Genomic DNA, 25914 nt, shown 5'->3' with positions numbered 1-25914 from the left:
AACAGAGATATTACGACTTCACGTCTATAGTTTTGATACTAATTGAACTACTCTAATCATATTCTTCTATTAAAAAGAATAAAAAGGGGTGTACAGTTAATTGACAAAAGTTAAGGTTCGTTTACGGCCCATCGTTCATAAAGTAAATTTACCAACTGTAATAAAAACAGCAATACTTCCAGGTCAATCGACTGAAAGGCTATTTATCGCAACTCAATTAGGAGAGGTTTTTTACATAGGAGACGGAGCTATAAAGGCATTTTTAAATATTCGTCACCGAATTATTAAATTAGGCACATTTGAAGAAGGTGTTTCTAGTAGCGGTTATGATGAACGCGGATTGCTGGGATTAGCGTTTCATCCGCAATTTAATCATAACGGCTTATTTTATCTTCATTATTCTATGGCCGGGACTCAAGGACCTGGTGCGCTTTCAGAACAATTTAAACCCAATCCGTGTGATCCGAAAACTTTAAATTTAAAGTGGACAAATAGAGATACTCAATATGATCATATTGATACAGTTGAAGAATGGATTTTACAATCAAACGGTCAACCTCAAAAGCGACGAACTTTACTTAATATAAAAAGGCCATTTTTTAATCATAACGGCGTAAATAGCTTAAACTTTTCACCTGAGACTGGAAAACTTGTTTTTACTAATGGAGATGGTGGTTCTGGCTATGATCCGTTTAGATTAAGCCAGGATGATTTAGAAATAGCAGGTAAAATAATTGAAATCGATGTAAGTAAAAATACGTCCATAAATAATCCTCCAGTAGTTACACGTTTTAATGAACTTCCTCTATCTATTCGAGAAACTCTTACATTAATTGCAAAAGGCGTACGTAATATAACAGGTATTTCATTTCAAAGGTTTTATAATCAATATATCAAATATGCCGGAAACGTCGGGCAAGATATAGTAGAGTCTATTTTTTCATTTGTTCAATACAAACCAATACCAGTTACCGAACTTGTTCAAACCAATTTAATGAGAGATACTCCTGATCAATATGGATTTATTAATTTCGGTTGGAGAGGATGGGAAGGAGAATTACCTACTTCTTTTATAAGGCACTGTTCTGAGAATCCTACTTTAGAAGAGAGAACAATGGCTTATTATAATGAAACAATAGAAACAACCGCGAAGCGTATCCAGCCTCTAATCAGTTATTTTCATAAAGATTCCAGACCAGATAAATTTGGAGGAACTTCACTTACAGGAGTCCAGCCATATATGGGAACTGCAATACCTAGTTTAACGGGTAGTATCGTGTTTACTGATCTTGCTAAGAAAGAAGAATCTCAGTCTCCAGTAAAGGGTGCGTTAGCTTATTCTAGAGCTGGTACGCATGGTAAAAATACTGACTTTCATGTTATTGAAACCCATTATGATTTCGGTGATCAGGCAGCTTATTATATGAGTTTAGGAACAAATTTAGATCAGACTAGATTATATTTAGGAGTTTACGGTTCTATGAAAGTAACAGACTTTAACAAAGGTACTATTTTTGAAATCGTTCCTTAATATGATACATACTCTCAGAATCATTCATTATATAATCGTCCATTGCATAATTAGATATCTTTAGGGGGATTTTGATGAATCACTTTAGCAACTATTGGTATCAACTGATGATCGCGCATGATGCGAATTTTGTTCATAAAAGAAAGGTGACGCCAGCAAAGAGGTTAGTCATTACAGCGTTACTTGGTTCACTTGCTGCTATTTTTCAATCTGCCGGGAACTTAATCCCTGGTATCGGCTTATTTATTAGTCCTTTTGCGACGTTGCCTATATTTTTCGCTATTTGTTATTCTACTCGCACGGGAATACTTTCTTACATTCTTACTATTCTCCTATTATTTATTATTGAGCCAAGCGAACTAATTGTCTTTCCTTTTACTACAGGTTTATTAGGTATAGCGTTAGGAGTATCCTTTATACAATTCAAGAGAAGGATTTGGATTGTTTCCTTTTCCGCGTTATGTCTTGTTATTGGAATTATGATTGTTCTTAATGTGTTTCGATTTCCTGTATTAGGTCCTACTGTTCATACAACTTTTGATATGAAAATTATTCTATCAATATGTATTCTGAGCTTTCTATACTGTTGGATCTATGCAGGCATTTGTAGAATAATGTTGAATAGAGTATATAAAGTATGGTCTTAACAATTTCTTATATATTTTTAAAGATTGGAGATTCACGTCGTGTATAACGTTAAAATTAGAAGACCAAATTCGGATGATGTAGATGAACTGAATATGTTTTTTCGTCTTGTTATTACTGATACATTTAAATATGAAGGGTTATCACAGTTATTAGATGACATAGAAAATGAAATTAACACGAAAAAACAGTATTTGAAAAATGATTTGGAGAGTAATGGAGAAAGTCGTTACTTTTTATTAGCAATTGATACAAGTAACGATAAAATCATTGGAACAATTGAAATCGGTCCAGCAAGTACATTGATTCATAGTTGTACAGGTGGTGTGTTTAAAGATTTATATGAAATAGGAACTGTATTTGTACGACATGAATATCAACGAAAGGGCATAGGTAATTTATTACTAAATGCTATGTATATTACGTTACTTAGCAGAGGAATAACTGAATACTGTTTAGATAGTGGATACAAAAAAGCACAAAGTATATGGACGAAGAAGTTTGGAGAACCTTGTTATGTACTGAAGGATTATTGGGGAGAATCAAGTGATCATATGATTTGGAAGAAGAGTTTACATGATACACCTTTAATATTTGAATTATAAAATGAAATATGCCTCTGAACGTAGCTTTTCTTACATATGTATGCTATTATTTATCTTTATAATAAAAGAGGACGTGAATGAACTTGATTAAAATTAATATTCCTGAAGCTGATGTTTCAATTACTGAACGTAAACAAGTTATTAAAGGAGACGAGCCAATAATCACTCCAATTAATGGTTTTATCGATTTCCACTTGTTCCCTAGAGATAAAGGCGGCATTTTTATGTTTTACAATATTAATGACGAACTTCTTTTCGTAGGTAAAGCTCGTAAAATTAGACAACGTATTAAGAAGCATTTTGAAGACAATGTTTCACCAATTAAAAATCACCGTGATGAAGTATACCGCATCGATGCATGTATCGTAGAAGATCCAACAGAAAGAGAAATTTACGAAACATATATCATTAATGAATACAAAGCAAAATATAACGTTGATAAAGTGTTCTATAAATAAGTAACAAAAAAACAATCCTAGCGCATATACTGGGATTGTTTTTTTATTTAAATTTAGTCCTCATATTTTTCTCCTTTTTTTAAATGATTAGCAACAATAAAACAGCATACACCTATACATATAAGTACAATTCCAATTGATTTATGTTTTCCCTCAAAGAATGGAATATCAGAAATAACATTTGTCATACATAACCCTATAAACACAAGGATAGGTCCTGCCCACAGTAATACATTACCGAATTTCGTATGTTGCCACATAGTAACCCTCCTCACTCCTTTTTACATATATATCCATAAAATAAAAGTAAATTCATAGAGAAATATAGTTTTTTTCATATCGAAAATTTAACCTTCATATATTGGTACAAGCAAACGAGAAAGGGGACCATCATGAATTGGTTAGAAGCTTTTATATTAGGGATCATACAAGGTTTAACAGAGTTTTTACCGATAAGTAGTACAGGTCATCTTTATTTAGGAAGGCATTTGTTTCAATTAGATGAAGCAGGATTGTTTTTAGATACGATGCTGCATATTGGGACTTTACTTGCAGTGTTTATTTATTACAAAAAAGAATTTATATATTTAATTAAAAATCCATTTTCAAAACTAATGTTACTACTTATTGTTGGGACGATACCCGCAGTTGTAATCGGATTGTTATTTAAAGACTTCTTTGAGGATATTTCAAAAACAGGTATTACGATTGGTTGGGAGTTTTTAGTGACAGGGTTCTTTCTCTACATGGCAGATAGACAAAAAAATGGTCGTAAAAAAATGGATGACATTACATATAAAGATGCATTAATTATCGGTTCCTTTCAAGCTGCTGCTATTTTCCCAGCGATTTCTCGTTCTGGTATGACAATCGTCGCTGCATTATGGAGGCAGTTAGACCGCGAAACAGCTGCTTACTTTTCTTTTTTATTATCAACGCCAGCCATTGTCGGAGCCATTATTTTGCAATTAGCAGATGTTTATCAAGGGAAAGCAGAATCTATTTCTAGTACATCTTTAATTGTCGGAACGTTATCAGCGGCGTTTTTCGGTTACATAGCCGTTTCATGGATGATTCAATATTTAAAACGTCACTCATTAAAAGTATTCGCGTATTACGTATGGGGGTTAGGCATTATAATTTTAACGTTGCAATATACTCATGTGTTTTAATTTAGTAACAGATCCTGTTTCATTCATACAAGGCAGGGTCTTTTTTCATTAAGGGGGCAAATATGTTTAATAAGGCTATCGTTATCGGAGGAAGTATAGCAGGAAAACTCGCAGCAAAAGCATTATCATCTACTTTTAAAGAAGTAATCATTATAGAAGTTGGTGAAAGCTGGGATGGAAAGTCTTCAAGAAAAAGAGTTCCACAAAGTAATCATCCTCATGTGTTATTGAAAGGTGGAGAAAAAGCGATTGAGGAATTGTTTCCTACTATCACTAATGAATTAATTGAAGCGGGTAGTATCATAAATAACTTTACTCGTGACTTAAAATGGCATCAATTTGGTTTATGGAAACAACCATTCACAGGAGAAGTACATATGATTCAACAAAGTAGGCATTTGCTTGAATGGCATATTCAAAAACGAATACATCAAATTTCAAATATTACTATTAAATTTGGAACATTAGTTGAAGGGTTATTAGTAGATAGGAAGCTTAACAAAGTATGTGCAGTAAAAACTAAATGTTTAGAGACTGGCACACAAGAAAACATTCAAGCAGATATTGTTGTTGATGCGAGTGGATTCGGTTCAAAAAGTATAGCTTGGTTACGTGAATACAATATTGAAGTGCAAGAAGAGAAAGTGCGTATTGATTTATTTTACGCAACTAGAATGTTTAAACTTAAAGAAAATGAGAAATTAGACTGCTGTAATATGCTAATGTCTCCAAGCTTCCCTGACAATCCGTATGGCGTACTTATTCAAACGATTGAGGATAATCGTTATTTTGTTACTTTCAGCGGATATGCAAATGAGAAAGCACCACAAACAGATGATGGATTTTATGATTTTGCTGAAAACTTATCAATTTCTAATGTGACAGATTTTCTAAATAAAGCTGAGGCAATTTCAAATATCAAAACGTACAAAATTCCATATCAAGTACGTAGGCGATTTGATTTAGTGAATCATCTACCCGAAAGATTGTTAGTAGTTGGGGATGCACATTGTCGTTTCGATCCTGTTTTTGGGCAAGGTGTTTCAGTTGCAGCTATAGAAGCTCACCAATTGCAGTTACTTTTACAAAGGAAACAAAAGCTTGATAAAGCATTTACAAAGCAGTTTTATAAAGAGACTGCTCATATCATACAAACCCCTTGGGAAATGACTACAACGGAAATATCACGTCATCCTCAGCTAAAAAGAGAATTAACGATAAAGCAAAAATTTCAGCTATGGTATACGAAACAAATATATCAACTATCTGCAACTGACTCTGACGTTTATATTCGATTAGTAAGAGTGATGAATTTAATTCGTAGTCCATTGCATCTATTTCATCCGAAAGTACTACTTGCTGTGTTACTGAAGCGTAAAAATAGCAGGAAAATAATCGATTAAAAAAGAATATATAACAGTTAGTATATATAGAAGGAGTAAGCGAGATGAAAATATACATAGAACAATTAAAGAAACACGATGCGAAGGATTTATTTACGTTTGAACTTACGAATAAATCTTTTTTTGAAACAATGGTACCAAATCGTGGCTCGCAATATTTTGATTTTGAATATTTTCAAAAGCTATTAGACGATTTATTAATAGAACAAGCGGATGGAGATTCTTATTTTTATTTAATTCGTAATGAAGAAAAAGAAATTGTAGGACGAATAAATTTAGTAGATATAGATATGGAATTCCGGAGCAGTTCGTTAGGTTATCGAGTCGGAGAAAAGTTTACTAAAAAAGGAGTTGCAACAGCAGCTGTAAAATTAGTTTTAGACGTAGCGAAAAATAATGAAATTAATGAGATTCATGCTAAAACAACTATTAATAATCTCGCATCACAAATTGTACTAGAAAAAAGCGGATTTTCTTCTTATCATAACGAAGCAGATACAACATCTGTAGAATTAAACGGGGAACATGTGAAGTTTGTACATTATATATGGAGAAATACTTCACGCTTATAATAAGGGGGGACTTATACATGAATGATTTACGTTATCCAATTGGGCAATTTACATACAAACGTCCTATAACTGAAGAAATGATTGATACATGGATTCAAGAAATTGAAGATTTACCTAATGAACTAGCAAAAGCAATTAAAGATTTAGATCAGAAGCAGTTAGACACACCGTATCGAGTTGGTGGATGGACAGTTCGTCAAGTAGTCCATCACGTTGTTGATAGCCATATGAATAGCTACATACGCTTTAAATTAGCACTAACAGAAAAGAATCCAACTATTAAACCATATAAAGAAGAGAAGTGGGCCGAACTACCTGATTCTAAATTACCAGTAGACGTTTCACTAGTAATGTTAGATTCGTTACATAAAAGATGGGTTAACCTATTATATTCTCTAGAACTACAACATCTAGAAAAGACATTTAATCATCCGGAAACTGGTGAAACAAAACTTGCTGCTGCAATTGGACTCTATGCATGGCACGGACGTCATCATACAGCGCATATAACTTCATTAAGAAAGCGACTAAATTGGTAACATGGAGATTACATTAGAGAAAGCGACAGAAAATGATGCAGCAGTTTTATTTCAAATGCAAATAGACTCATTTAGTCCTTTATTAAATAAATATAAAGACTATGAAACAAATCCAGCAAATGAATCTATTGAAAAAACTATTTTAAGAATAAATAATCCCAGCAGTAATTTTTATAAGATGATAATAGATTCGAAACTTGTTGGAGCGATTTGTATATCCCAAAAAGAAATACCTTATAAATTTTGGATCAGTCCAATGTTTATTCATCCAAACTATCAAGGGAAAGGAATCGCTCAGAAGGTACTTATTTTAATTGAAGAGATGTTTCCAGAAGCACGGAGTTTTGAACTTGCTACGATTTTAGAAGAAGAAAGAAATTGTTTTCTATACGAAAAAATGGGGTATAAAAGAACAGAAGTAATAAAGAAATTAAATGATAAAACTACACTTATTTATTACAAAAAAGAAAAAAGCATTTGAAATACGCTTTACCTTTTTATGTTATTTTAGATTAAATATACAAAAACAACGCATATTCTTCCGAAATACTCGGGTTAGTAATTTCGATAATGAATAAATATGCGGAAAGGCGTTATTTCGTCGTATATGTTACTAACGCTTTTTGAATGCTTAAAATACTATCGTCACCTTTAAATTCTTTCGTAATTGGATCATCCATACTAGATACCCAAATTTTAAGCTCTGCATCTAAATCAAAATGCCCAGCTGTTTCAATGCTAAATTGTGTAATGCTTTTATAAGGAATAGAATGATACTCTGTTTTTTTACCTGATATTCCTTGTTTATCTACTAAAATAAGACGACGATTTGTAAATACGATTAAATCACGAATTAATTTATAAGCATGCTCAACTTTCTCATCGTCTAGCATAATCTTTTCTAAATCACGTTCAACGCTTTCTGTACTCGCACTTGATGCATTTCCTAAAATACCACTAAATAAACCCATATGAAATTCCTCCTTTATAATATGTGGAATGAGTTTCTTATATTGTACCATGCGAATGGCTAATAGATTATGACATTGCTTCAATAGTTTTTTGTTATTATTGCAACCAATTTATATAACCTCATCCTAAAATCTTGTGCTAACATATAATTAAGAAAACAGAAGTAGAGGGATATAGCATGAAAAATATCGGTTTAGTATTAGAAGGCGGCGGAATGAAAGGATTATATACTGCAGGAGTACTCGAATATTTTATGGAAAGGGAATTATTCTTTCCGTATGTAGTCGGTGTATCCGCCGGAGCGTGTATGGGAGCAACATATTTGTCACGTCAAAAAGGAAGAAATAAAAAAGTGAATACAGAGCTAGTAGCAGATCACAGGTATATATCTTATCGAAACTTAATTCAAAAACGTGAATTATTTGGAATGGATTTTTTATTTGATGAAGTACCAAACAAAATTGTACCGTTTGATTTTCAAACATTCCTAAATTCAAATGAACAGTTTGTAATCGGAACGACTGATTGTGAATCAGGACAGGCAGTTTATTATAATAAAACAGAACATGGAAATGATATTTTAAAAATTATTCGTGCATCAAGCTCTGTGCCGTTTATAGCACCTGCTGTAGAATATGATAATCGAAAATTGTTAGATGGAGGGATTATAGATCCTATTCCAGTTCTTAAAGCGCAAAATGATGGTTATTTAAAAAACGTTGTTATAATGACAAAGCCAGAAGGATACGAGAAGCAGCGTAATAAATTTTCTGGACTAGCTAAAATTTTATATAGAAGATATCCAAAAATCGCAGAGCATTTAGTAGAACATTATCGTTTTTATAATGAAACTGTATCTTATATGAATCACAACGAACACAAAGATAATTTTTATGTAATTCAGCCAAGCGCACAGCTTCCTATAAGCGGAATAGAAAGAAATAAAGAGAAACTTGTTAACCTATATAATCTCGGCTATACAGATGCTCAATATCATTATGAAAAATTATTAAATTGGATAGAGAAATAAAGGGGTGGAAAGTTGCTATTAGGTAAAAAGGTTATTTTTAATGAATTGCAGAAAATGCATAGTCCGCTGCTTAAACCGTTTCCGAATTGTGACCTTCGAAAAATACGAAAAGATTTTAATAATATGTTTACAGAAGATGATTGCATAAGCGCTGATTTAAATTATTATTGGATGCATACAGCAGGTACTTTAAGTTACATACTTAATAACAACGAAAAGGAGATTGTGTTTGATCAAATAAAGTGGCTAAAGAAATCGTTTTTTGAATGGTTTCCGCAATATCGTTTTATAGAAACAGAAATTGTGAAGTATCCCATTTTGTATAGAGATTTCATGAATTATGAGAAGGCCCGGAAACTATTACTGTATTATCTTACTGAATAAAAATAAAAACGTACAAGTTATGCTGCTTGTGCGTTTTTTTGTTCATAAAAAATACAATTTTAATACCTTGTTTATATAGGGATTCTAATACGAAGAAAGAAGTACATATAGAATGATGTAAAGGAGGGAGAGGCGTTTAGATACCGTTTTCCTTTAATCCATTATCCAATTCGAATATAGTAAGTTATTTATGATAAAATATTTCGAGTGAAATCAAGTACTTATTATATCCAGTATTAAATAAGTTAAGCCAGGAGGAACAATAGTAACATGGAAAACGTGTCAAATATAGATAAATTGGAATCAATAAAATCTTTACAATCGACAATTCGTAAACTTGAAAATGCTTTTTCACAGATGACTCAAAAGGGAGCAAATACTACCTTAGTGAAAAAAAGGCTTAAAGCCGTTTGTATAGGGCTAGCAGTGTTAGAGAACGTGTGGAATCAAGAAAGTCATCGGTATAGCCAAGAAGAGTTAGCAGAAGCTCGTAATATCCTTGCTGGTTTGCTTCCATCAATTGAGAGAGCCTATGATAAGTCTAAGGCTGGTAGTCCTCAAAGAACACTTTTAGAAAGAAGAATAAAAGCGTTGGAACTTTCTATTCAGGCAATTGATAAACCTTCTAAATAAATAACTCATCTAAATACATAACATACTAATCCTAAATTTTATAAAAGCAATCTAGTGAAAAGAAAGAAATACAAAGGAGGCAGATGGGTGACTTCAATAATTAGTCCTAAGTTAGAGGAGCTTAATAATCAATTAAAAAAAGGAAACGAGAAAGCAATTTATACTTTTTTGCATGAAATAAAGTCAAATAATACGCCACTAATAGAACAATGTCCTGTAGAAAATCAGTATAAGCTTATAACGTATATATGGTTAGGGGATCAAAAAACTGAAAACGTTTATGTATTCGGTAGTTTTCCTGGTTGGGATCTGTCTGTAAATCAACTACAACGGTTGTTACAGAAAGATATTTGGTATGTAACGTTTAGGACGGATGAGAGTTTTATTTCAACGTACTATTTTTCAGTAAACGATTTTTTCGAAAATGATTGGATAAAGCGCAGTGAAAAGTACCAACTAGATCGATTTAATAAAAATACATTTGGAGAAGATGCCAATAAAGCGTCTGTGTTAAACATAGGAATGGAAGTACAGTATAGCAGTTGTTTTCCTTCAGATCATTATCCATCTGGAAAAATTGAAACATATTCTTTTCATAGTACGATTTTAAATGACACACGTAAAATTTATATTTATACGCCTCATGACTATTCTCACACTTCACATCTTCAAGAACTTCTCATTGTGTTTGATGGGAATTCATTCATTAATAACCTTTCAATCGCAAGAACACTCAATTATTTAATATACGAAAAAGAAATCCCATCTTGTATTGCTGTTGCAATAGAACCCGTTGATCGACTAGAAGAGCTAACTTATAACGATAAAATGAATACATTTTTAACGGAGGAACTACTTCCATGGATTCAAGCTAGGTATCACGTATATCAAGAAAAGAATCATACAACAATTGCTGGTTTCAGTCTTGGTGGCTTAGCAGCTTTTTATGCAGCGCTTCAAAATCCACATGTTTTCGGAAACGTGTTGTCAATGTCTGGATCCGTGCATTGGAAAAAGGATGGTTATGAAAATCAAATTCCTTGGATTGAAAATCAAATTTCATCTATAGATTCTAATACGAGTCAACCTCATTTTTACATAGCAGCAGGAGAACTTGAAAACAAACCTCTTTTAACGGCTAATAGACGCCTGTATAAAGCTTTAAAAGAAAAAGGATACCAAATTACTTATGAAGAGTTTCAAGGCGGACATGACGGTGTTTGGTGGCGAGAAAAGTTGTTTGATGGATTGAAAGCATCAAAACTTACAAAAACGACACCCTAAATTAAAAAGGAGAGAGAGTCTATGAATCAAGAAGAACTAGATAAAAAACTAAAAAAGCAAGAGATATTAGTAAAAGATGAGAAAGTTTGGTCCTTTACGTATGAGGACCATATTAGTTCTATCGTTAAAGAAGCAGAAAAGAAAGGGTCTTTTGATAATTTACCCGGTAAAGGGAAGCCTCTTAATCTTGATAATGATCTTTCTTACAATCCTGAAAAGCAACTGTATAGAACGCTAAAGAATAATCATGTTTTACCTAGGTGGATTGAGCTTTCAAAAGAAATTGATGATTTAAAAGAGAGAATAAAAGAAAATACAAATACTGCAGAAGCAGCTGATTTAATTCGAACTATTAATAAAAAAGTTTTAGAACATAATTTACTTTGTCCACCAAGTGCGCAAAAAACGAGGATGAAAACGGATATTTAACGATTTTCAATGCAGCTATCTCTTGCTATATAATTAAGTAAGGCATTTTCAATTCATTATTAAAGGGAGGCAAATGTAATGAAGAATACGTATCAACTTCAAATTCCGAAAGAACTAGAGCAGTATCGTAGTATTTTAGAAGAAAGTGTGAAGCCGTATATTAAAGTGTCTGGAGCGAAAGCAGAGACAACGCTTTTTGATAGTAAGTTTGGTGGTTATCCGTATTTACCTATAGATCAAGAGCATCCTAAAGATTCAAATGGACAACCTATGATGTTACTTGCGCAGTTAAACTTTGAAGAAATGCCGCATGTTGAATATATGCCTCAAAAGGGAATGTTACAGTTTTTCGTAAGTGCTGAAGATGAACTTTATGGAGCAGATTTTGATCATCCAACAATCCAAAAAGACTTTCGAATTATTTATTATTCTACAGTTATAGAAGATTTAAATAAGGTTATTACTGATTTTAGTTATTTAAACACTTCAGAATTAGAGGACTTTATCATACCTGAAGCAGCGAAATTAAAGTTTGAATTGGGTTATCAACCCGTAACATCAAGGGATTATCGATTTGAAAAGATGTTTAGTGAGGAAATTGATTGGGAAGAAATTGTTGATGAAGAAAATCATACAGAATTAGGCGAACTGTATGATGATTTATGTAAAGATCAAGGGCATAAAATTGGTGGTTATCCATTTTTCACACAGACAGATCCAAGGGAATGGGAAGAAAAATACCAGCAACATGACATGTTATTGTTGCAAATTGATACAGATGATTCATTAAATATTATGTGGGGAGATTCTGGTGTTGCTAATTTCTTTATAAAGAAAGAAGATTTATTAAATCTAGATTTTTCCAATGTTATTTACAATTGGGATTGTTATTAAAAATATATAAATGAAATACTAGCAAGCTAAAAAATCTTCCTAAAGGTGAGGGAGATTTTTTTATGTTAAAAATAAACGTTATGTTAACTAGAACAATGAGTGTAATGAAAGTCAAGCGTAAATAACAAAAACAACAACAAATAATGTAAAGTTGTAAAACGTGTGCAAATAGCAATAAATTCATTAAGTAAAACATAAAATAAAATTACTAATTTATATTTTGTATAGAAATATTTTTTTGTATAAAAATTTCTTGCCAAACAAAAATGATTTTGATTCGATAATTCTTAACGGATTATTGATTTGAATTTGCTGTGATGGATTTATAACAAAAAGAATGATAAAAACTGTAGAAATTCGTTTAGGTACGATTTTATGTGAATCTCACTAAAAATCTCTGCTTCGTCTCATTAAGTATAGTTTACTTGGCTTTTGATACCTGTAATTGCTTTGGTTCTATAACTTCCTATAATATATATTATGTTAACTAGTAAAAAGTAATAAACTTATTATAAGTTAGTTTTAGTGGTTAGCCTCCCCTTTTTCTTTTAAATCATTCTGTGTGATGGATTGTTTAGTTATTTGTTTTATAAGTTCTTGATGATAATGTCTTCAAGTATAAATTATATTTAAGACAATAAAAAATGCAATTCGTTTTAAATGAACGCATTAAACGAATTGCATGGATAAATTATTAATAATAAGTTTTTAAAATTAGTTTGCTACAGCAATTGCTTCAATTTCAATTAATAAGTTATCGGTAATTAACTTTCTAACTTCTACAGCTGAACTTGCTGGTGGATTTTTAGTATCTATGTATTGATCTCGTATATCTCTAACAATGGCCATTTGAGAAATATCTGTTAAGAAAAATGTTAATTTTACTACATCATTAAATTGTAATTCCGAAGTTTCTAATACACTTTTAATATTTTCGAATACTTGTTGCGTTTGTGTAGCTAAATCACCAACACCAACTATTTGACCATCAGTATTTATTGCTACTTGCCCAGATATGTAAATTGTTCGTTTTGCGTTACTAATTTCGACTACATGCGAGTATCCAAAAGTTGGTGGCATCGTTTCTGGATTGATAAATTTCTTTTGCATGGTGTCTCTCTCCTTTTTTAGTAAATTAATTGTAAAATCCATGTATTTATTATGTTCCATAAATAAAACTAAGAATCCTTTAATGATTTCAAATTAAAAACCTTAGTATAGCTATCTTCATACCTATACTAAGGTTTTCTAGAGTTTTATATTTAGTTATCGCTAGTGGAACTTGTCAAATTAATCTCTTCATACTCTCTTTTAAATTGATTATCATTTTTTAACCAACGTTTAAAAGTCGATTCGCTTATTTCTAAATTTGAACAAGTTGTAGCATTGCATTTATTTTTCACATATTCTTTAAGGAAATTTTGTTTTCTTTGTTTAACGGCAGTTTGAGTTTGTTTTAGTTTTCGATCTTGTACTTGGTCTAAACTTAGACTTTCTTTCTGAAACACTTCATATTTTCTATGCAAATAAATATCTTTGTCTTTATAAATCCAATTTGAAAATAGTTGTATTGATTTTCTTTCTGTATGATACCATCTGCTGCTATAAACCCTAAAATATAAGCTGTGTTATTTGACCACGTTTTAAAATAATCTTCTGTTATGTCATACTTTCTCTTCCAACTCCCTATAGTGCGACTTGGAACGTTATTCTCTGTTAACACCATACGAATATACCTAGCAGAAACATTAGCAAGTGTAGCGATTTCTGAGGTGCTCTTCCCTTCTGCATATAGCTGCGTTATTTCAGATTTTGATAGTTTACATTTTGAGTACTTTTTTCTATTTACTTGCATTTATTAATTCTCCTTCCTTTTATTATTTAAAGGCGTATTTACTTCTATAACATACAATGAAACGTATGTTCTTCGTTGCGTATAAGAAGGTATTTACTAAATTAAAACAATTTACATTTACTTTATATTGGTTTTATCTGCTGCTATATGATTTGTATTTTATATATAAGAATAATGAATTTTACAAATTTATGAAATGTACTGCATTAAAGATGAAAGGTAAAATGATTTCGTTTAAACTACAATTAGCTACAATAACAACATACGTATATTGTTAAACGTAAAAAGGAGAACGAATGAAAAAGAAATATATAAATCAAATTCATACTGATGTAAGTTTTAAACCGAAAGATATTATAGGTTTAATGACGGATTACTTTAAAATGAAAACAAAGCTGCGTCCTGTAAAGAATTTACCTACTGTTTTATCGAATAAAAATAATGAATCTTTAGAGAGTCTGACATGGTTTGGGCACTCTGCTTCTCTTTTAAAAATAGAAGGTAAAACATTGTTATTAGACCCGATGTTTGGAGATGCCTCTTCCCCATTTCCTCTGTTTAATAGTAAACGTTATAGTGGTGTTTTTTCTTTAGAACGTGAAGAGCTTCAAGAAATTGATGCGATTATCATTTCACATAATCACTATGACCATTTGAATTACAAGAGTATTATGCAGTTAAAAGATCGTGCAAAACATTTTTATGTTCCAACTGGAGTTGCGCAATATTTAATGAAATGGGGCGTTTCACCTAGTAAAATTAGTGAGCATAATTGGTGGGACGAAATTGCGTTTGATAATATAAAATTAGTTTGTGCACCTGCAAGGCATTTCTCAGGACGAAGTATGACAGATAGAGATTGTTCGTTATGGTGTTCATGGCTTATTCTTGGTCAAGAGACTAAGGTTTTCTTTAGTGGTGATAGCGGCTATGCTCCTCACTTTAAGGAAATTGGTGATAAATACGGTCCATTTGATCTTACATTGATGGAATGCGGGCAATATGATCCGAGATGGCCTGCGATTCATATGTTGCCTGAAGAAACGGTACAAGCTCATATTGATGTAAAAGGAGAATTACTTCTTCCGATTCATTGGGGTGCTTTTACATTAGCATTACATGAATGGAGTGATCCGATTGAACGAGTTACGAATGAAGCACAACGTTTAGGAGTTAAAATCGCAACGCCGCAAATTGGTGAATCGACTACGTTAAAATCTACAGACTATCCGTCATCAGCCTGGTGGAGAGAAATTTAATTATAAATAAAAAAGAGTGAACCCTTTTATAAGGAATTCGCTCTTTTTCTGTATGTAAACTTATTTCACTATGTTTGCTTTCCCGCTATCTAAAACTCTATTTGTTTGTACAGAGGTAATATTAATAACCGTATTCATACTTTTATCAGTTAGTTCAATGAGTTCGTTTTCGTGATTGATTTTCTGTAAATCCCACACCATTCCATTGAACTCGTTATGCTGTCCACTTACTCTTACTATATTTTTCGTTTTACTTGATGGTTGTATTTGTAGATTTGTAAATTGGTTCCCACTAATTTCATTTGGTGTAGTTACATTACTATCCATATAAATCATATTTACACAATCTTCAAGTGAGAAGTTCATAAAACGGTTGGCATTTATCCAAGCATAACCAGATTGCGGTTTCTTTGCTACTAATTTCAGCCCAGTTTCCATTCCTACAACTTTTATATTTTCAAAGTTAATAAATGAAATTTCATTTTCTTTCCCACCAGCATACAATGAAATTCCGGTACCTTTATTCGTTTCTGTCCAATTAATAATATTTATATCTTTTATTTGTGTTTTGTGCCAAGTGTTATAATACTTATTTTTTCCGTCTAAATATATAACTTCAGAATTAAATGTAGGATCGTCTATCGCTATATAAGCTCCTTCGATAGAAGCGTTTTTTTCTAATTCTAGAACTCTAAAATTACCTTCAACAACAAACTGTGTTCCATAACCGAATAATAATTTTACACCTTTTTTCACTACGATTGGTGACGTAATTTTATATTTCTTATCCTCAAGCAATACTGTTTTAATTGTACTAGCCTCTGCTTTATTAATAGCAGATTGTATTTTGTTTGAATCATTTTTACCTTTAAAGTCTTCTACATACACCTTATCATTTTTAGCTAAACTATCTTTTTTATTGAATTGATAAAAAGCAAAAGTAATTAGAACTACAGCTATGAGTAAAATAATTATTTTCTTCATTACACTCATCCTCATATAAGTTTTCTCCTTGGCTACTCTTCGAATAATCTATGGCTTTTATATTTAGGTTATAATGATTGTGCTGTGTATTATAGATTACAATTCCTGCTTTTTATAATTGAACTATATTATCTATAGAACTGTCCTACTTAGCCAATTCTTCATTCCTATAATCTATTAATTTATGATTAGATAAAACAAAGTTGTGTTCTAATATTAATTCATTGTGGAGTATTTTAGATAAAAATTTAGGTATCATCTCTCCTACGCCGTAATTATAGTCACTTAAAATCCAAGAAATCTCTTTCCAATCTAAAATTCCTTCTGATGCTTTTTTGGGAGTTTGATATGTAAATTCACTAAGTAGCTCTACTAGATAAATATACATACCGCCAGAATATGAAGAATCCTCCCATTTAATAATGCCTTTAAATTGAATTTGATCATGCTTAACTTCTATATTAGTCTCTTCTTTTATTTCACGAATCGCATTTTCTAAAGGTGTTTCTCCCTTTTCTATCTTTCCACCTACCCCGTTCCATAATCCTTTTACAGGGTCATATTCTCTATTTAACATAAGTATCTCTTCATTTCTCTTTATAAAACATAAAGTGTGCTTGTACATAATGTGATTCCTTCCTTTGTTATTAATAAGCTCTTACTGGAGATATAAGATGTACTGCTGCAGATTGTGTCCCTGCTTCAATTAATATCGGTCTCATAGAACCACTGAAACTTAAAGTAACCGTTTCTTCTTTTATTGCCTTTAACGCATCCATCATAAATCGTCCATCAAAAGATATATTTAATTGTTTTTCACCTTGAATCTTATCTATCTGTTGTGTCTCGGATATTTTTCCAATCTGAGAAGCATTAGAAGAAATTTTAATTGTTGATTCGTTTATGATTTCTAAGTTGACATTGTTATTTGCCCATTCGCTTGCTAATAAGTTTGATCGATCTACACCTTGTAAAATCCTTTTTCTATCTACGTTAATGACTGTTTGAAATTCATTTGGAATTAAACTAGATATATTAGGATATTTTCCTTCAATTAATCTTGAATATAATGTAGTTGTACCGAATGTAAAAATAATGTGACTTTCTGAAAGATAGATGTATACGAATTCTGAATTACTATTCATTAATTTTAGCAGTTCACTAATAGTTGCACTTGGTACGATACAACTTGCTTTCACATCTGTAGATATTTTCGTTTCGCGTATAGCAAGTCTATGTGAATCAGTTGCTACGCAAATTAACTTAGTATAATCTAACTCTAAATGAACACCAGTAAGAACAGGTCTAGATTCATTTTTAGCTACTGCAAAGGCTGTTTGTTTAAACACTTCAATCAATTGTTCCGTTTCTACTTGTACTTTTGCATGATCGTCTATAAGTGGTACATTCGGAAACTCATATGTTGGAAGTCCATTTAAGTTTAATGTAATTTCTTCTGACTGTATCGCAATAATTTGCTCATCCTTACTTTTTATTGTTACATTGCTTGGCATTTTCTTTATAATTTCAATGAAATATTTTGCAGGTACTACAATAGTCCCTACTTTTAATATAGTTGTAATTTGGTCGTCTTCGTTAGAACTAGGGATGAATCTTTCGATGAAAATATTTGAATTACTTGCGATTAAAGTAATTCCAGATTGATCTGCAATTATTTTTATACCGGATAGTATAGGGATTATAGCTTTGGTAGATATAGCTTTACTTACTTCTGAAAGTGCTTGAGTGAAATGTTTATGATTAACGATAAACTCCATTTTTTCCCCGCCTTACATGAAATGATAATTTTATGAAGATTGATGAATGATTGTTCCGTTAAAGAAGTAAGGTACTGTTTCTTTCCTTTGTAATGTATTTAATAAGTGTTCTGGTATACGTAAATGCGGTGCTGCTCTATGTAATTCCATCCAAGTAATCTCTTCAATTTCTTTTGGCCTTGATATATATGTCTCTCCGCCAATTATTTCGCCTAAAAAATTAAAGAAAATTGCATGGTGACCTCTCTCTTCGAAAAAAGCTTCGCTAATAGAACAAATACCGTTTACAGTTATATGTAACCCTGTTTCTTCTTTCACTTCCCGAGTTACTGCCTCTTCTAACGTTTCTCCCAATTTAACTGCGCCACCTGGTAGCGTGTAATAAGAACCGTTCTTTCCTTTGTTTTTTACCATTAAGATCTTTTCGTTTGTATTATCGTATAAAAGTGCATATGTAACATTTACTTTTTTCATCTAAGTCCACCTTTAATAACGAGAATTTTCTGCCTTTGTTACATTCTACCATTTAATCGTTTTAAAATATAAAAAAGTTAATAGAGTAGTTCATTTATCTGCTCTTAGTAAAAGTAATAATCGATAAACCTTCATTACTAAATAAAAAAGAACGTATTTTGAAAGTAAATATTCAACGTACGCTCTTTATGCTTTATTTTGGGATTCTATATATTTTCTAATCTTTTTTCTAAATAATATCGATTGTGCCCTTTAGGGTGGTCTTCACTTACTCCAATCACCTTATATCCATGCTTTTTATAAAAATCAGGAGCTTGAAAGCTAAAAGTATCTAAATTGATTAGCCTACATTCATTTTCAATTGCAAATTCTTCAATAAGTTTTAATAACTTGCTTCCGTAGCCTTCGTGTCTATACTCATCAGAAACCCAAAGGAAATCGACATGTACGTGGTGCCAAAATGTAATTGCAGTTATTCCGCCTACAATTTCTTCCTTTTCATTTCTCACTATAAAACTAATTTTTTCTGAAGGCTTTTTCTCTTCATCCGAAATATGTTTTTGGTTATATTCAATTACTTTTTCTCTTATGTAATCACTATCTTCTTGGACCCATTGTTTTACTATTTTCATTTTAAGTAGCACACTCCTTTTAAAGTATATATTCAATTTAATAATCGTAATATCCTGTCTAACTTAATAGTCGTAGAGCACTGTTTCATTTCACTAAAATAAAGAAAAGCCGTACTACATTTTATCTGTAGTACGGCTTTATACGGCGTTTGATTCTTTTTAATTAAAACTTCCGTTAGTTTTAACATATTAGTACAATAATTCAATTGTATTACTGCGAAAAAGAATGAACATTCCTAAGCCAATTAGAACAATTGGAACGATAATATGACAATTTCTCTCAAGTACTTTAGCTAAAATAGGAGCTCTTAACAATGTGTAGCTAATAAAACACCATATTGCTATCATACAAAAAAAGATAACTAATGTAACAATATTAGTTTTAAGATTTTGACTAGCGAACATGGGTATATAAATTGAAATATTATCAGCTCCATTAGCTAATGTAATCGAGGCTACTTTAAATAATGAGCTAGAAGCGTTATCAATGACTTCATTCCTTTTATAAGAACGAAGTGACAATAGTACTTTTACCCCCATATACATTGGCACGAATCCTAATAACCCAATCCACGATATAGGAATGAAAAAAGAGCTTAAAGAACCAATGATACTTAGGAAAATAATTACACTAAACCCTAAATATTGTCCAACAACAATATAAAGTTCTTTCATCTTAGTTTTTTCCCGGACAGCTCTACCTTCTTTCTTAATTACTCCTGTCTTTACTTGTGAAAATAAAACAAGGAGTATAAAAATGTCATCAATATTTGTTGAAGTGAATGCCATAAAAGAAGAAATTATGGTTGTAACCAATATAAGCCAATTACCTTTATAATAAAATACTGGTATATAAATGAATTTCATGTCTAATAAAAAAATTGGTTAATGTAGGTTTAAAATAACATTTCAGTTCCGTTTATAAAACCATATGAATATTTTACTAATCTGCTACTTAGTTCGTTGAGAAATAAATCATTTTATTACTTTTCAAATCATTTTACTTAGAATTAAGTAATTCTTTTCTTACTACACGAGTAGTAAAAACGGAAAATCAAATATTTTGCAATATAAAAAGAGCCCTATATAAGGACTCTTTTTATAATTAAGCTATCTTCCGATACAAATGTTGTGTTTCTTTATTCTTTTCTGCTTTTGGTGGACGAATTAAAATCGAAATAATGAAGGAAATAACACTTAAAACACCGATTATAATAAAGGTCGGTTGAAATCCACCAAGTAATGCTCCAATGAACGCTCCTGCAAGTGCACCAAACCCGAAACCTTGATATACAATCCCGTAATTTGTACTATGGTTTTTTAATCCGAAGAAATCTCCAACAATTGCTGGGAAGATTGTGATATTACCACCAAAGCAAAAGGCAACACTTGCTACACAAGCGAAATAAATACCGTAATTTAGTGGAATGAAACTTAAAGTAAAGACTGACAATCCAATAATAATAAACGTTGCAGAGACAATTTTCATTCGGCCAATTTTATCTGATAACGTTCCAAGAACGATTCTACCTACCGTATTAAAAATTGCAATCATTGCAACGGCGTTAGCGGCGGTTGCTGCACTAAGTCCAACGAGCTGTACCCCAATATCTTTCACCATACCGATTAAATATAGACCGCCCATACACGATGTGAATAGCATAAAAAACAAAAGATATACTTGTTTCGTTCGCATCATTTCACGAGGCGTATAATCATTGTGTAATGTCTCAGTTACAGTATTACTCACTATTGCTTCACGTAAGAAGAACGATCCGGTTAATACTAAAAGTAAAACGATGATACCCCAATATAAAAATGCTTGTGATACACCAAGACTATCGATAAGACTTCCGTTTATATATCTAAAGATTAAGCTGCCCATTCCATATGCCGAAACAGATATACCAGAAATAAGTCCTTTTCGATTTGGAAACCATTTAATTAAATTAGATAGTGATGTAATATAAGCAGTTCCATCTGCATAACCAACAACGACACCAGCTAATAAATATAGTAATGGTAAGGAAGAAACTTGTGAACTAAGTATTAAACCGAGCCCCAAAACAATCCCTGCAGTAGCGATGAGTTTACGAAGTCCTAATTTTTGCTGCAACTTTCCTGCAAATAAGGTTGAGAATGATAATGAAAAACTTGTTATGGAGAAAGTTATCGCTACGGAATTGAGGTTCCATCCAAACTTACTAACAAGGGGTTGATTAAATAAACTCCATGTATAAATTGTTCCAAGGCCAATTTGAACAATAATTGTACCTAGAACAATTAGTAACGGATTTATAGAAGTTTGTTTCATACTAACTGTCCCCTTCTTTTATTTTGACATGATTTTTCACAGTTAGTATAACCATCATAAAATGCAAGATACTGTGTGGAAAATGGAAATTAAGTTCATATACACAAAAAGACACTTCATAATGAAGTGTCTTTTTGCAGGTTATATTAGATTTACTTAAAGAAATCTTTGTTAAGATAAGACATTTTCGAATGCTTATGTATATAGGATACCAAAAGATTTTTGTTATGTGATGGGACTTAAGATGTATTTTTCATTCATCATATAGTCCGATGAACGAAAAATTAGTATTCAATTTCATCAAAATCCTTCGGCTGCGGTACCGTTTGCATATTAGCAGCATCTTTAGGATCGCTATAAATTGCATTTTGTTCTGTATTCACATCTTTAATATTTTGTTTTTTGTTTTTATTCATTTTATCTTTCATTTTCTTTCACTCCTTTTCATTATAGGTGTAATTATGCCCTATTACCGTTACGAAATGTATCAGCGACTAAATTGCTAAATTCACGTAAATAATATAAATAATTATCACCGCCGTAGTTATATCTTTTATTGTACATTTTCGCAACAACTACATTACATTCAGGTATTACTAAAAGAGTCGGTCCTGTAATTCCTAATATTTGATACGATCCTTTCGGCACTCGTTCACCAAGTTCACTTGAAAGCGCAGGTTCATTTTGAACATACCAAAACAACCCGTTTTGTGGTAGTTCATTGTTTGTAAATGTTGGACTCTGCAAACCTGTTGCAATTTCTATCACTTCTTTTGGAATAATTTTCTTACCATTTATCACACCTTGATTTAAATGAAGATTGCCCCAATAAGCAAATTCTCTAGCTGAGACAAACAGATTTTTTTCAGTACCATCATCTACCGTACCAATTTCACTAATTGCGTCTTCATTTGGATTATCAACAACTTTAACTAAGTTTTCATCTTGCTGAATTCTCCAACCTGTTTCTTTGAAGTTAGCTAGATCAAAAACACGCTCCTTTAACAATTCAGGAAAACTTTTGTTATATAGCTGATAAATAAGACGTGTTACCATTCTTACATTAATATCTCTATACGCCCATGCTTGTCCAGGTTCAAATTCACGAAAAATTGTCCCGTCATTCGTTTCTCCTAAACCGTGCGAATGGGTTACTAAATGTCTTATCGTTGTTTTACCAAGTAATACAGGGTCGAAATCATTAAAGTACTTTATCGCCTCGTCATCAATAGAATTTATTTTCCCCTCGTAAAGCGCATATGCTACCATTAATCCTAAATAACTTTTTCTCGCAGAAGCAACATTAAATTGTGAAGATGCTGTTATTTTTTTACTTGTAGATATATTTGAATGATGACCACTATAATGCTCTAGTACAATTTTATTATCTTTTATAATGCACAGTGCTGTTGCAGAACTATGATTTTCTTCTTTTATATTCTCAACCCAAGAAATCAATTTATCGTACGTATACAAATAAATCCCCCTTACCATGAATAAAAAATTACAACATGAAAGAAAAGTATAAAATAGTATTTACACCTTTCTTTCATGTGAAATATTATTGATGTTCTATACTTAAATGATCCACCAGTTCCAGCAATTAAAGCAGCTGAAACATCCAGCGCAACCTACGCATCCGCCACAACGTCCTGCACAACCTCCGCATCTTCCGCCGCCACATCCACCACAGCGTCCACCACAACCTCCACATCCGCCACAACGACGCGCTTCGTCTTGAATGTAATAGTATGGATATTGATTTTGTTGTAGTTGATCCCAATACACAACATTACCAGATTGATAATCATTAAGGTTTAATGATTGTAATTCTTGTTGAAACTGATTCATTACGAAACCCTCCATTTATACAAATAAATTCCGTCCAAATGTTACAGTTTATCTATTTTTGCAAACAAAGTAGAAATCAGACTATAGACTAAATGCGTACATCAACAAAATATGAACTTACACTAGGTGATGTACCTTGTTTTATAGCCTATTTTCTTAATCTCCTTTCAGTGAACGTATTTACTATTAATAGAGGTGCTTAAAAATTACTAATCCAACAGTTGAGTAGTTCATCACTTAATTTTCTTTCTAGTAACTCTTTAACTGAAGGCACTGGCATGATTTTATACGTATGTAAAGCTTCTTGATTATAATCTATCCAGTGAAACGCTAAATGAGATTCTTTAGATTGTGGTATGAAATCAATATGTAACTCTTGCGAATCTACTTCAAAAATGTGATTGATTTCATGATGAATAACTTCTCGGTCTTCCCATTGGTTTTCTATGACTCCTAAAAAGTTTTTTATACTACAGTTTACTCCGAGTTCTTCTCGTAGTTCTCTTATTAATGCATTCTCAGCTGATTCGCCAACTTCAACATGACCACCTGGTAAAAAATAATGATGGCCAATATATTCAGCCATTAACAATTTTTTATCCTTTATCATAACAGCGCGTACAATATGGTGAAATTTATTTTTCAATTGCTATTCCTCCCAGTTATTTAATTTCATCTTTCATTTCACATCTTTACTTCGTATTACTTAAACGAACAAACGATATACTTGCTCACCATCATATTCATGTCCCAATGGTTGAAAACCGTAAAGTTCATACAGTTTCTTTGCAAAGACATTATCTTTATGTACTGTTAATCTAATTTCTTTACACGCCTTACATGTATTTTTTATTAAGTAAATACTTTCTTGTAATGCCGCTTTACCATACCCATTACCTTGCTGCATTTGATCAATAATAAATCCATTTATCCAATACATATCAGTTGTTTCTCTTACAACAGCATGCATAATAAAACCAACCATTAGATTGCCGTCATATATCGCAAATGGTATATACTCTACATTGTCTCCATCTGGTTTTATATACACTTTAGCAAGTGAAACTGCTACAGATGGAACAAATTTTATTTGCTCTTCTTTAACTTGTAACTTTAATGCATCTTCCCAATTCTCTCTCGTAACAACTTTTAACTGGACATTCAATATTGTAAGCTCCTTTATAAAAAGAATGTATTTATATATTCAACGTAGTGAAATATATCCCTTTTTCGACAACAACTTATAACATGATTTTTATAAAATCTTGAATGAATTGTTGTTCATCAATTTCTAACGCTATACGGGAACCTTTAGATATAGAGCTAGGGCGAAAATCAGCGAATGTTTGTCCTTTCGTATCTCCGTATGTATCTACATTCACTGTACGAAGCGCAAATTTTAAAAAACTTGGGTTAACTAATCCACTTATAGCAACCACATCATGTAGCAAAGGCCCTTCGATAGATGGATTAAGTTTTTGGTATGCAGATAAATAGTAATCATACATCGGTTTCATTATCGTATGAAATGGATTTTTTGCATTAGCTTGGATATAGTTAAATACATTTGGAGTTAACACAGCTTTATTTGTTACATTTAAAGGGAATATAAATAAATTCTTTGCTTGCTGAAAAATAATTTTACTTGCTATAGGATCTCCATACACGTTTGCCTCTGCTAATGGCGTAACGTTTCCTACTTCTAAAAAAACACCACCCATGAAATAGATTCCTTTTACATTCAGCATTAAATCATTCCATAAATTAAAAGCAATCGCTAACGAGGTAGATCTTCCTACATCGACAATTGTTAAATCTTTCCCGTACTTTACAAGAATCGCAGCAATACTGCCAAAATTGTATATTGGAATAGATAATACGCTTTCTGGAACATGGATGGGCCCTAATCCTTCTGCTCCGTGAATTTCAGGGTAGTACATAGTAATTTCTTCTGTAAGTGGTTTTGTTGCACCACTAATGACAGGAATGTCTTGTCTATTTGCTAACTGTAAAATATACGCTGCATTATGTGCAGCATGTATATGCTCAACATTTCCGTATCCGGTTACAATACCGACAATTTCAATTTCGGGATGCAATAAACCATACATAATAGCAAATGAGTCATCAATACCTGGGTCTCCGAAAAATAATACTTTTTCCAAGAAATACCCTCCCCTCATAAAAAATTGAGTCATTAATAACTATGTATATGA

General features: G+C 31.9%; 31 protein-coding genes and 2 pseudogenes. 16 read left to right on the top strand and 17 right to left on the bottom strand.

Annotated features, from left to right (window positions below):
* Positions 1 to 100: 100 nt before the first annotated feature.
* The 4 genes from MKX31_RS11420 to MKX31_RS11405 all read left to right on the top strand — a co-directional run bounded on the left by MKX31_RS11420 (position 101) and on the right by MKX31_RS11405 (position 3239).
* The gene (locus tag MKX31_RS11420) at positions 101 to 1531 is read left to right on the top strand and encodes a PQQ-dependent sugar dehydrogenase (RefSeq protein ID WP_088046683.1); all 1431 of its coding nucleotides are present in this window, start codon (positions 101 to 103) and stop codon (positions 1529 to 1531) included.
* Between the two features lie 74 nt (positions 1532 to 1605).
* Positions 1606 to 2178: a hypothetical protein gene (locus tag MKX31_RS11415; RefSeq protein ID WP_064475419.1), complete on the top strand. Its 573-nt coding sequence runs from the start codon at positions 1606 to 1608 to the stop codon at positions 2176 to 2178.
* A 39-nt stretch (positions 2179 to 2217) separates the two neighbouring features.
* Entirely contained in the window at positions 2218 to 2781 is a 564-nt protein-coding gene (locus tag MKX31_RS11410) for a GNAT family N-acetyltransferase (RefSeq protein ID WP_088046684.1), read from the top strand.
* Positions 2782 to 2858: 77 nt separating this feature from the next.
* The gene (locus tag MKX31_RS11405) at positions 2859 to 3239 is read left to right on the top strand and encodes a nucleotide excision repair endonuclease (RefSeq protein ID WP_001048941.1); all 381 of its coding nucleotides are present in this window, start codon (positions 2859 to 2861) and stop codon (positions 3237 to 3239) included.
* A 53-nt stretch (positions 3240 to 3292) separates the two neighbouring features.
* Here MKX31_RS11405 and MKX31_RS11400 read toward each other — a convergent pair whose 3' ends face one another.
* Positions 3293 to 3499, bottom strand: a complete 207-nt coding sequence (locus MKX31_RS11400) for a hypothetical protein (protein ID WP_000267713.1) — start codon at positions 3497 to 3499, stop codon at positions 3293 to 3295.
* A gap of 132 nt (positions 3500 to 3631) precedes the next feature.
* On the opposite strand from MKX31_RS11400, the gene MKX31_RS11395 reads away from it, so the two are divergent.
* The 5 genes and pseudogenes from MKX31_RS11395 to MKX31_RS11375 all read left to right on the top strand — a co-directional run.
* Positions 3632 to 4411: an undecaprenyl-diphosphate phosphatase gene (locus MKX31_RS11395; RefSeq protein ID WP_088046686.1), complete on the top strand. Its 780-nt coding sequence runs from the start codon at positions 3632 to 3634 to the stop codon at positions 4409 to 4411.
* Positions 4412 to 4473: 62 nt separating this feature from the next.
* The gene (locus tag MKX31_RS11390; RefSeq protein ID WP_088046687.1) at positions 4474 to 5814 is read left to right on the top strand and encodes an FAD-dependent oxidoreductase; all 1341 of its coding nucleotides are present in this window, start codon (positions 4474 to 4476) and stop codon (positions 5812 to 5814) included.
* A gap of 44 nt (positions 5815 to 5858) precedes the next feature.
* Complete coding sequence (locus MKX31_RS11385) at positions 5859 to 6386, top strand: GNAT family N-acetyltransferase (protein ID WP_064475414.1); 528 nt, start codon at positions 5859 to 5861, stop codon at positions 6384 to 6386.
* A 17-nt stretch (positions 6387 to 6403) separates the two neighbouring features.
* Complete coding sequence (locus tag MKX31_RS11380; protein WP_064475413.1) at positions 6404 to 6925, top strand: YfiT family bacillithiol transferase; 522 nt, start codon at positions 6404 to 6406, stop codon at positions 6923 to 6925.
* 1 nt (position 6926) lies between these two features.
* Positions 6927 to 7406 (top strand): annotated as a pseudogene (locus tag MKX31_RS11375) (GNAT family N-acetyltransferase); the annotation flags it as partial.
* A 112-nt stretch (positions 7407 to 7518) separates the two neighbouring features.
* Here the strand turns inward: MKX31_RS11375 and MKX31_RS11370 are convergent.
* Positions 7519 to 7896: a PH domain-containing protein gene (locus MKX31_RS11370; RefSeq protein ID WP_002065713.1), complete on the bottom strand. Its 378-nt coding sequence runs from the start codon at positions 7894 to 7896 to the stop codon at positions 7519 to 7521.
* Positions 7897 to 8075: 179 nt separating this feature from the next.
* On the opposite strand from MKX31_RS11370, the gene MKX31_RS11365 reads away from it, so the two are divergent.
* The 6 genes from MKX31_RS11365 (at position 8076) to MKX31_RS11340 (ending at position 12551) form a co-directional block, all read left to right on the top strand.
* Positions 8076 to 8927 carry a patatin-like phospholipase family protein gene (locus MKX31_RS11365; RefSeq protein ID WP_340980852.1) on the top strand — a complete coding sequence of 284 codons (852 nt, stop codon included), beginning with the start codon at positions 8076 to 8078 and terminating at the stop codon, positions 8925 to 8927.
* 12 nt (positions 8928 to 8939) lie between these two features.
* Complete coding sequence (locus MKX31_RS11360) at positions 8940 to 9311, top strand: YxiJ-like family protein (protein ID WP_002127599.1); 372 nt, start codon at positions 8940 to 8942, stop codon at positions 9309 to 9311.
* A gap of 270 nt (positions 9312 to 9581) precedes the next feature.
* A complete protein-coding gene (locus MKX31_RS11355) occupies positions 9582 to 9944 on the top strand; it encodes a hypothetical protein (RefSeq protein ID WP_002127600.1) in 363 nt (120 codons plus the stop codon).
* 87 nt (positions 9945 to 10031) lie between these two features.
* The gene (locus MKX31_RS11350) at positions 10032 to 11228 is read left to right on the top strand and encodes an alpha/beta hydrolase (RefSeq protein WP_262763263.1); all 1197 of its coding nucleotides are present in this window, start codon (positions 10032 to 10034) and stop codon (positions 11226 to 11228) included.
* A gap of 21 nt (positions 11229 to 11249) precedes the next feature.
* Positions 11250 to 11657 carry a DnaJ family domain-containing protein gene (locus MKX31_RS11345; RefSeq protein ID WP_078183532.1) on the top strand — a complete coding sequence of 136 codons (408 nt, stop codon included), beginning with the start codon at positions 11250 to 11252 and terminating at the stop codon, positions 11655 to 11657.
* A 78-nt stretch (positions 11658 to 11735) separates the two neighbouring features.
* Complete coding sequence (locus MKX31_RS11340; RefSeq protein WP_098112145.1) at positions 11736 to 12551, top strand: YwqG family protein; 816 nt, start codon at positions 11736 to 11738, stop codon at positions 12549 to 12551.
* A 714-nt stretch (positions 12552 to 13265) separates the two neighbouring features.
* Here the strand turns inward: MKX31_RS11340 and MKX31_RS11335 are convergent.
* Together MKX31_RS11335 and MKX31_RS11330 are read right to left on the bottom strand one after the other, a co-directional pair.
* Entirely contained in the window at positions 13266 to 13661 is a 396-nt protein-coding gene (locus MKX31_RS11335) for a RidA family protein (RefSeq protein WP_340980847.1), read from the bottom strand.
* Between the two features lie 152 nt (positions 13662 to 13813).
* Positions 13814 to 14406: pseudogene (locus MKX31_RS11330) on the bottom strand (hypothetical protein).
* A gap of 296 nt (positions 14407 to 14702) precedes the next feature.
* Here MKX31_RS11330 and MKX31_RS11325 point away from each other — a divergent pair.
* Positions 14703 to 15665 carry an MBL fold metallo-hydrolase gene (locus MKX31_RS11325; protein ID WP_098101559.1) on the top strand — a complete coding sequence of 321 codons (963 nt, stop codon included), beginning with the start codon at positions 14703 to 14705 and terminating at the stop codon, positions 15663 to 15665.
* A 60-nt stretch (positions 15666 to 15725) separates the two neighbouring features.
* Here MKX31_RS11325 and MKX31_RS11320 read toward each other — a convergent pair whose 3' ends face one another.
* The 13 genes from MKX31_RS11320 to MKX31_RS11260 form a co-directional block, all read right to left on the bottom strand.
* The gene (locus tag MKX31_RS11320) at positions 15726 to 16664 is read right to left on the bottom strand and encodes a hypothetical protein (protein ID WP_098101558.1); all 939 of its coding nucleotides are present in this window, start codon (positions 16662 to 16664) and stop codon (positions 15726 to 15728) included.
* A 130-nt stretch (positions 16665 to 16794) separates the two neighbouring features.
* A complete protein-coding gene (locus MKX31_RS11315; protein ID WP_064475405.1) occupies positions 16795 to 17274 on the bottom strand; it encodes an NUDIX hydrolase in 480 nt (159 codons plus the stop codon).
* Between the two features lie 22 nt (positions 17275 to 17296).
* Positions 17297 to 18427, bottom strand: a complete 1131-nt coding sequence (gene dnaN, locus MKX31_RS11310; protein WP_064475404.1) for a DNA polymerase III subunit beta — start codon at positions 18425 to 18427, stop codon at positions 17297 to 17299.
* Between the two features lie 30 nt (positions 18428 to 18457).
* Complete coding sequence (locus tag MKX31_RS11305) at positions 18458 to 18901, bottom strand: NUDIX hydrolase (RefSeq protein WP_000757647.1); 444 nt, start codon at positions 18899 to 18901, stop codon at positions 18458 to 18460.
* 206 nt (positions 18902 to 19107) lie between these two features.
* Positions 19108 to 19533: a GNAT family N-acetyltransferase gene (locus MKX31_RS11300; protein ID WP_064475403.1), complete on the bottom strand. Its 426-nt coding sequence runs from the start codon at positions 19531 to 19533 to the stop codon at positions 19108 to 19110.
* Between the two features lie 189 nt (positions 19534 to 19722).
* Positions 19723 to 20349 (bottom strand): cadmium resistance transporter, encoded by a 627-nt coding sequence (locus tag MKX31_RS11295; RefSeq protein ID WP_064475402.1) that lies wholly within the window; start codon positions 20347 to 20349, stop codon positions 19723 to 19725.
* A gap of 289 nt (positions 20350 to 20638) precedes the next feature.
* Entirely contained in the window at positions 20639 to 21847 is a 1209-nt protein-coding gene (locus MKX31_RS11290) for an L-lactate MFS transporter (RefSeq protein ID WP_064475401.1), read from the bottom strand.
* 284 nt (positions 21848 to 22131) lie between these two features.
* A complete protein-coding gene (locus MKX31_RS11285; RefSeq protein ID WP_000653369.1) occupies positions 22132 to 22275 on the bottom strand; it encodes a hypothetical protein in 144 nt (47 codons plus the stop codon).
* Between the two features lie 31 nt (positions 22276 to 22306).
* Positions 22307 to 23323, bottom strand: a complete 1017-nt coding sequence (locus MKX31_RS11280) for a serine hydrolase domain-containing protein (protein ID WP_098101555.1) — start codon at positions 23321 to 23323, stop codon at positions 22307 to 22309.
* Between the two features lie 102 nt (positions 23324 to 23425).
* Positions 23426 to 23698, bottom strand: coding sequence for a heterocycloanthracin/sonorensin family bacteriocin (locus tag MKX31_RS11275; protein ID WP_064475399.1), 273 nt, complete (start codon positions 23696 to 23698; stop codon positions 23426 to 23428).
* Between the two features lie 199 nt (positions 23699 to 23897).
* On the bottom strand, positions 23898 to 24344 hold the full coding sequence (locus tag MKX31_RS11270; RefSeq protein WP_149173575.1) for an NUDIX domain-containing protein: 447 nt from the start codon (positions 24342 to 24344) through the stop codon (positions 23898 to 23900).
* 60 nt (positions 24345 to 24404) lie between these two features.
* Positions 24405 to 24863: a GNAT family N-acetyltransferase gene (locus tag MKX31_RS11265; RefSeq protein ID WP_098101551.1), complete on the bottom strand. Its 459-nt coding sequence runs from the start codon at positions 24861 to 24863 to the stop codon at positions 24405 to 24407.
* 76 nt (positions 24864 to 24939) lie between these two features.
* Positions 24940 to 25863, bottom strand: a complete 924-nt coding sequence (locus tag MKX31_RS11260) for a nucleoside hydrolase (RefSeq protein WP_064475397.1) — start codon at positions 25861 to 25863, stop codon at positions 24940 to 24942.
* Positions 25864 to 25914: the final 51 nt, after the last annotated feature.

The sequence above is a fragment of the Bacillus sp. FSL M8-0063 genome (assembly GCF_038005545.1).
In the GTDB taxonomy this organism is placed as follows: Bacteria; Bacillota; Bacilli; order Bacillales; family Bacillaceae_G; genus Bacillus_A; species Bacillus_A wiedmannii.
This window is presented reverse-complemented; position numbering and strand designations above follow the sequence as displayed.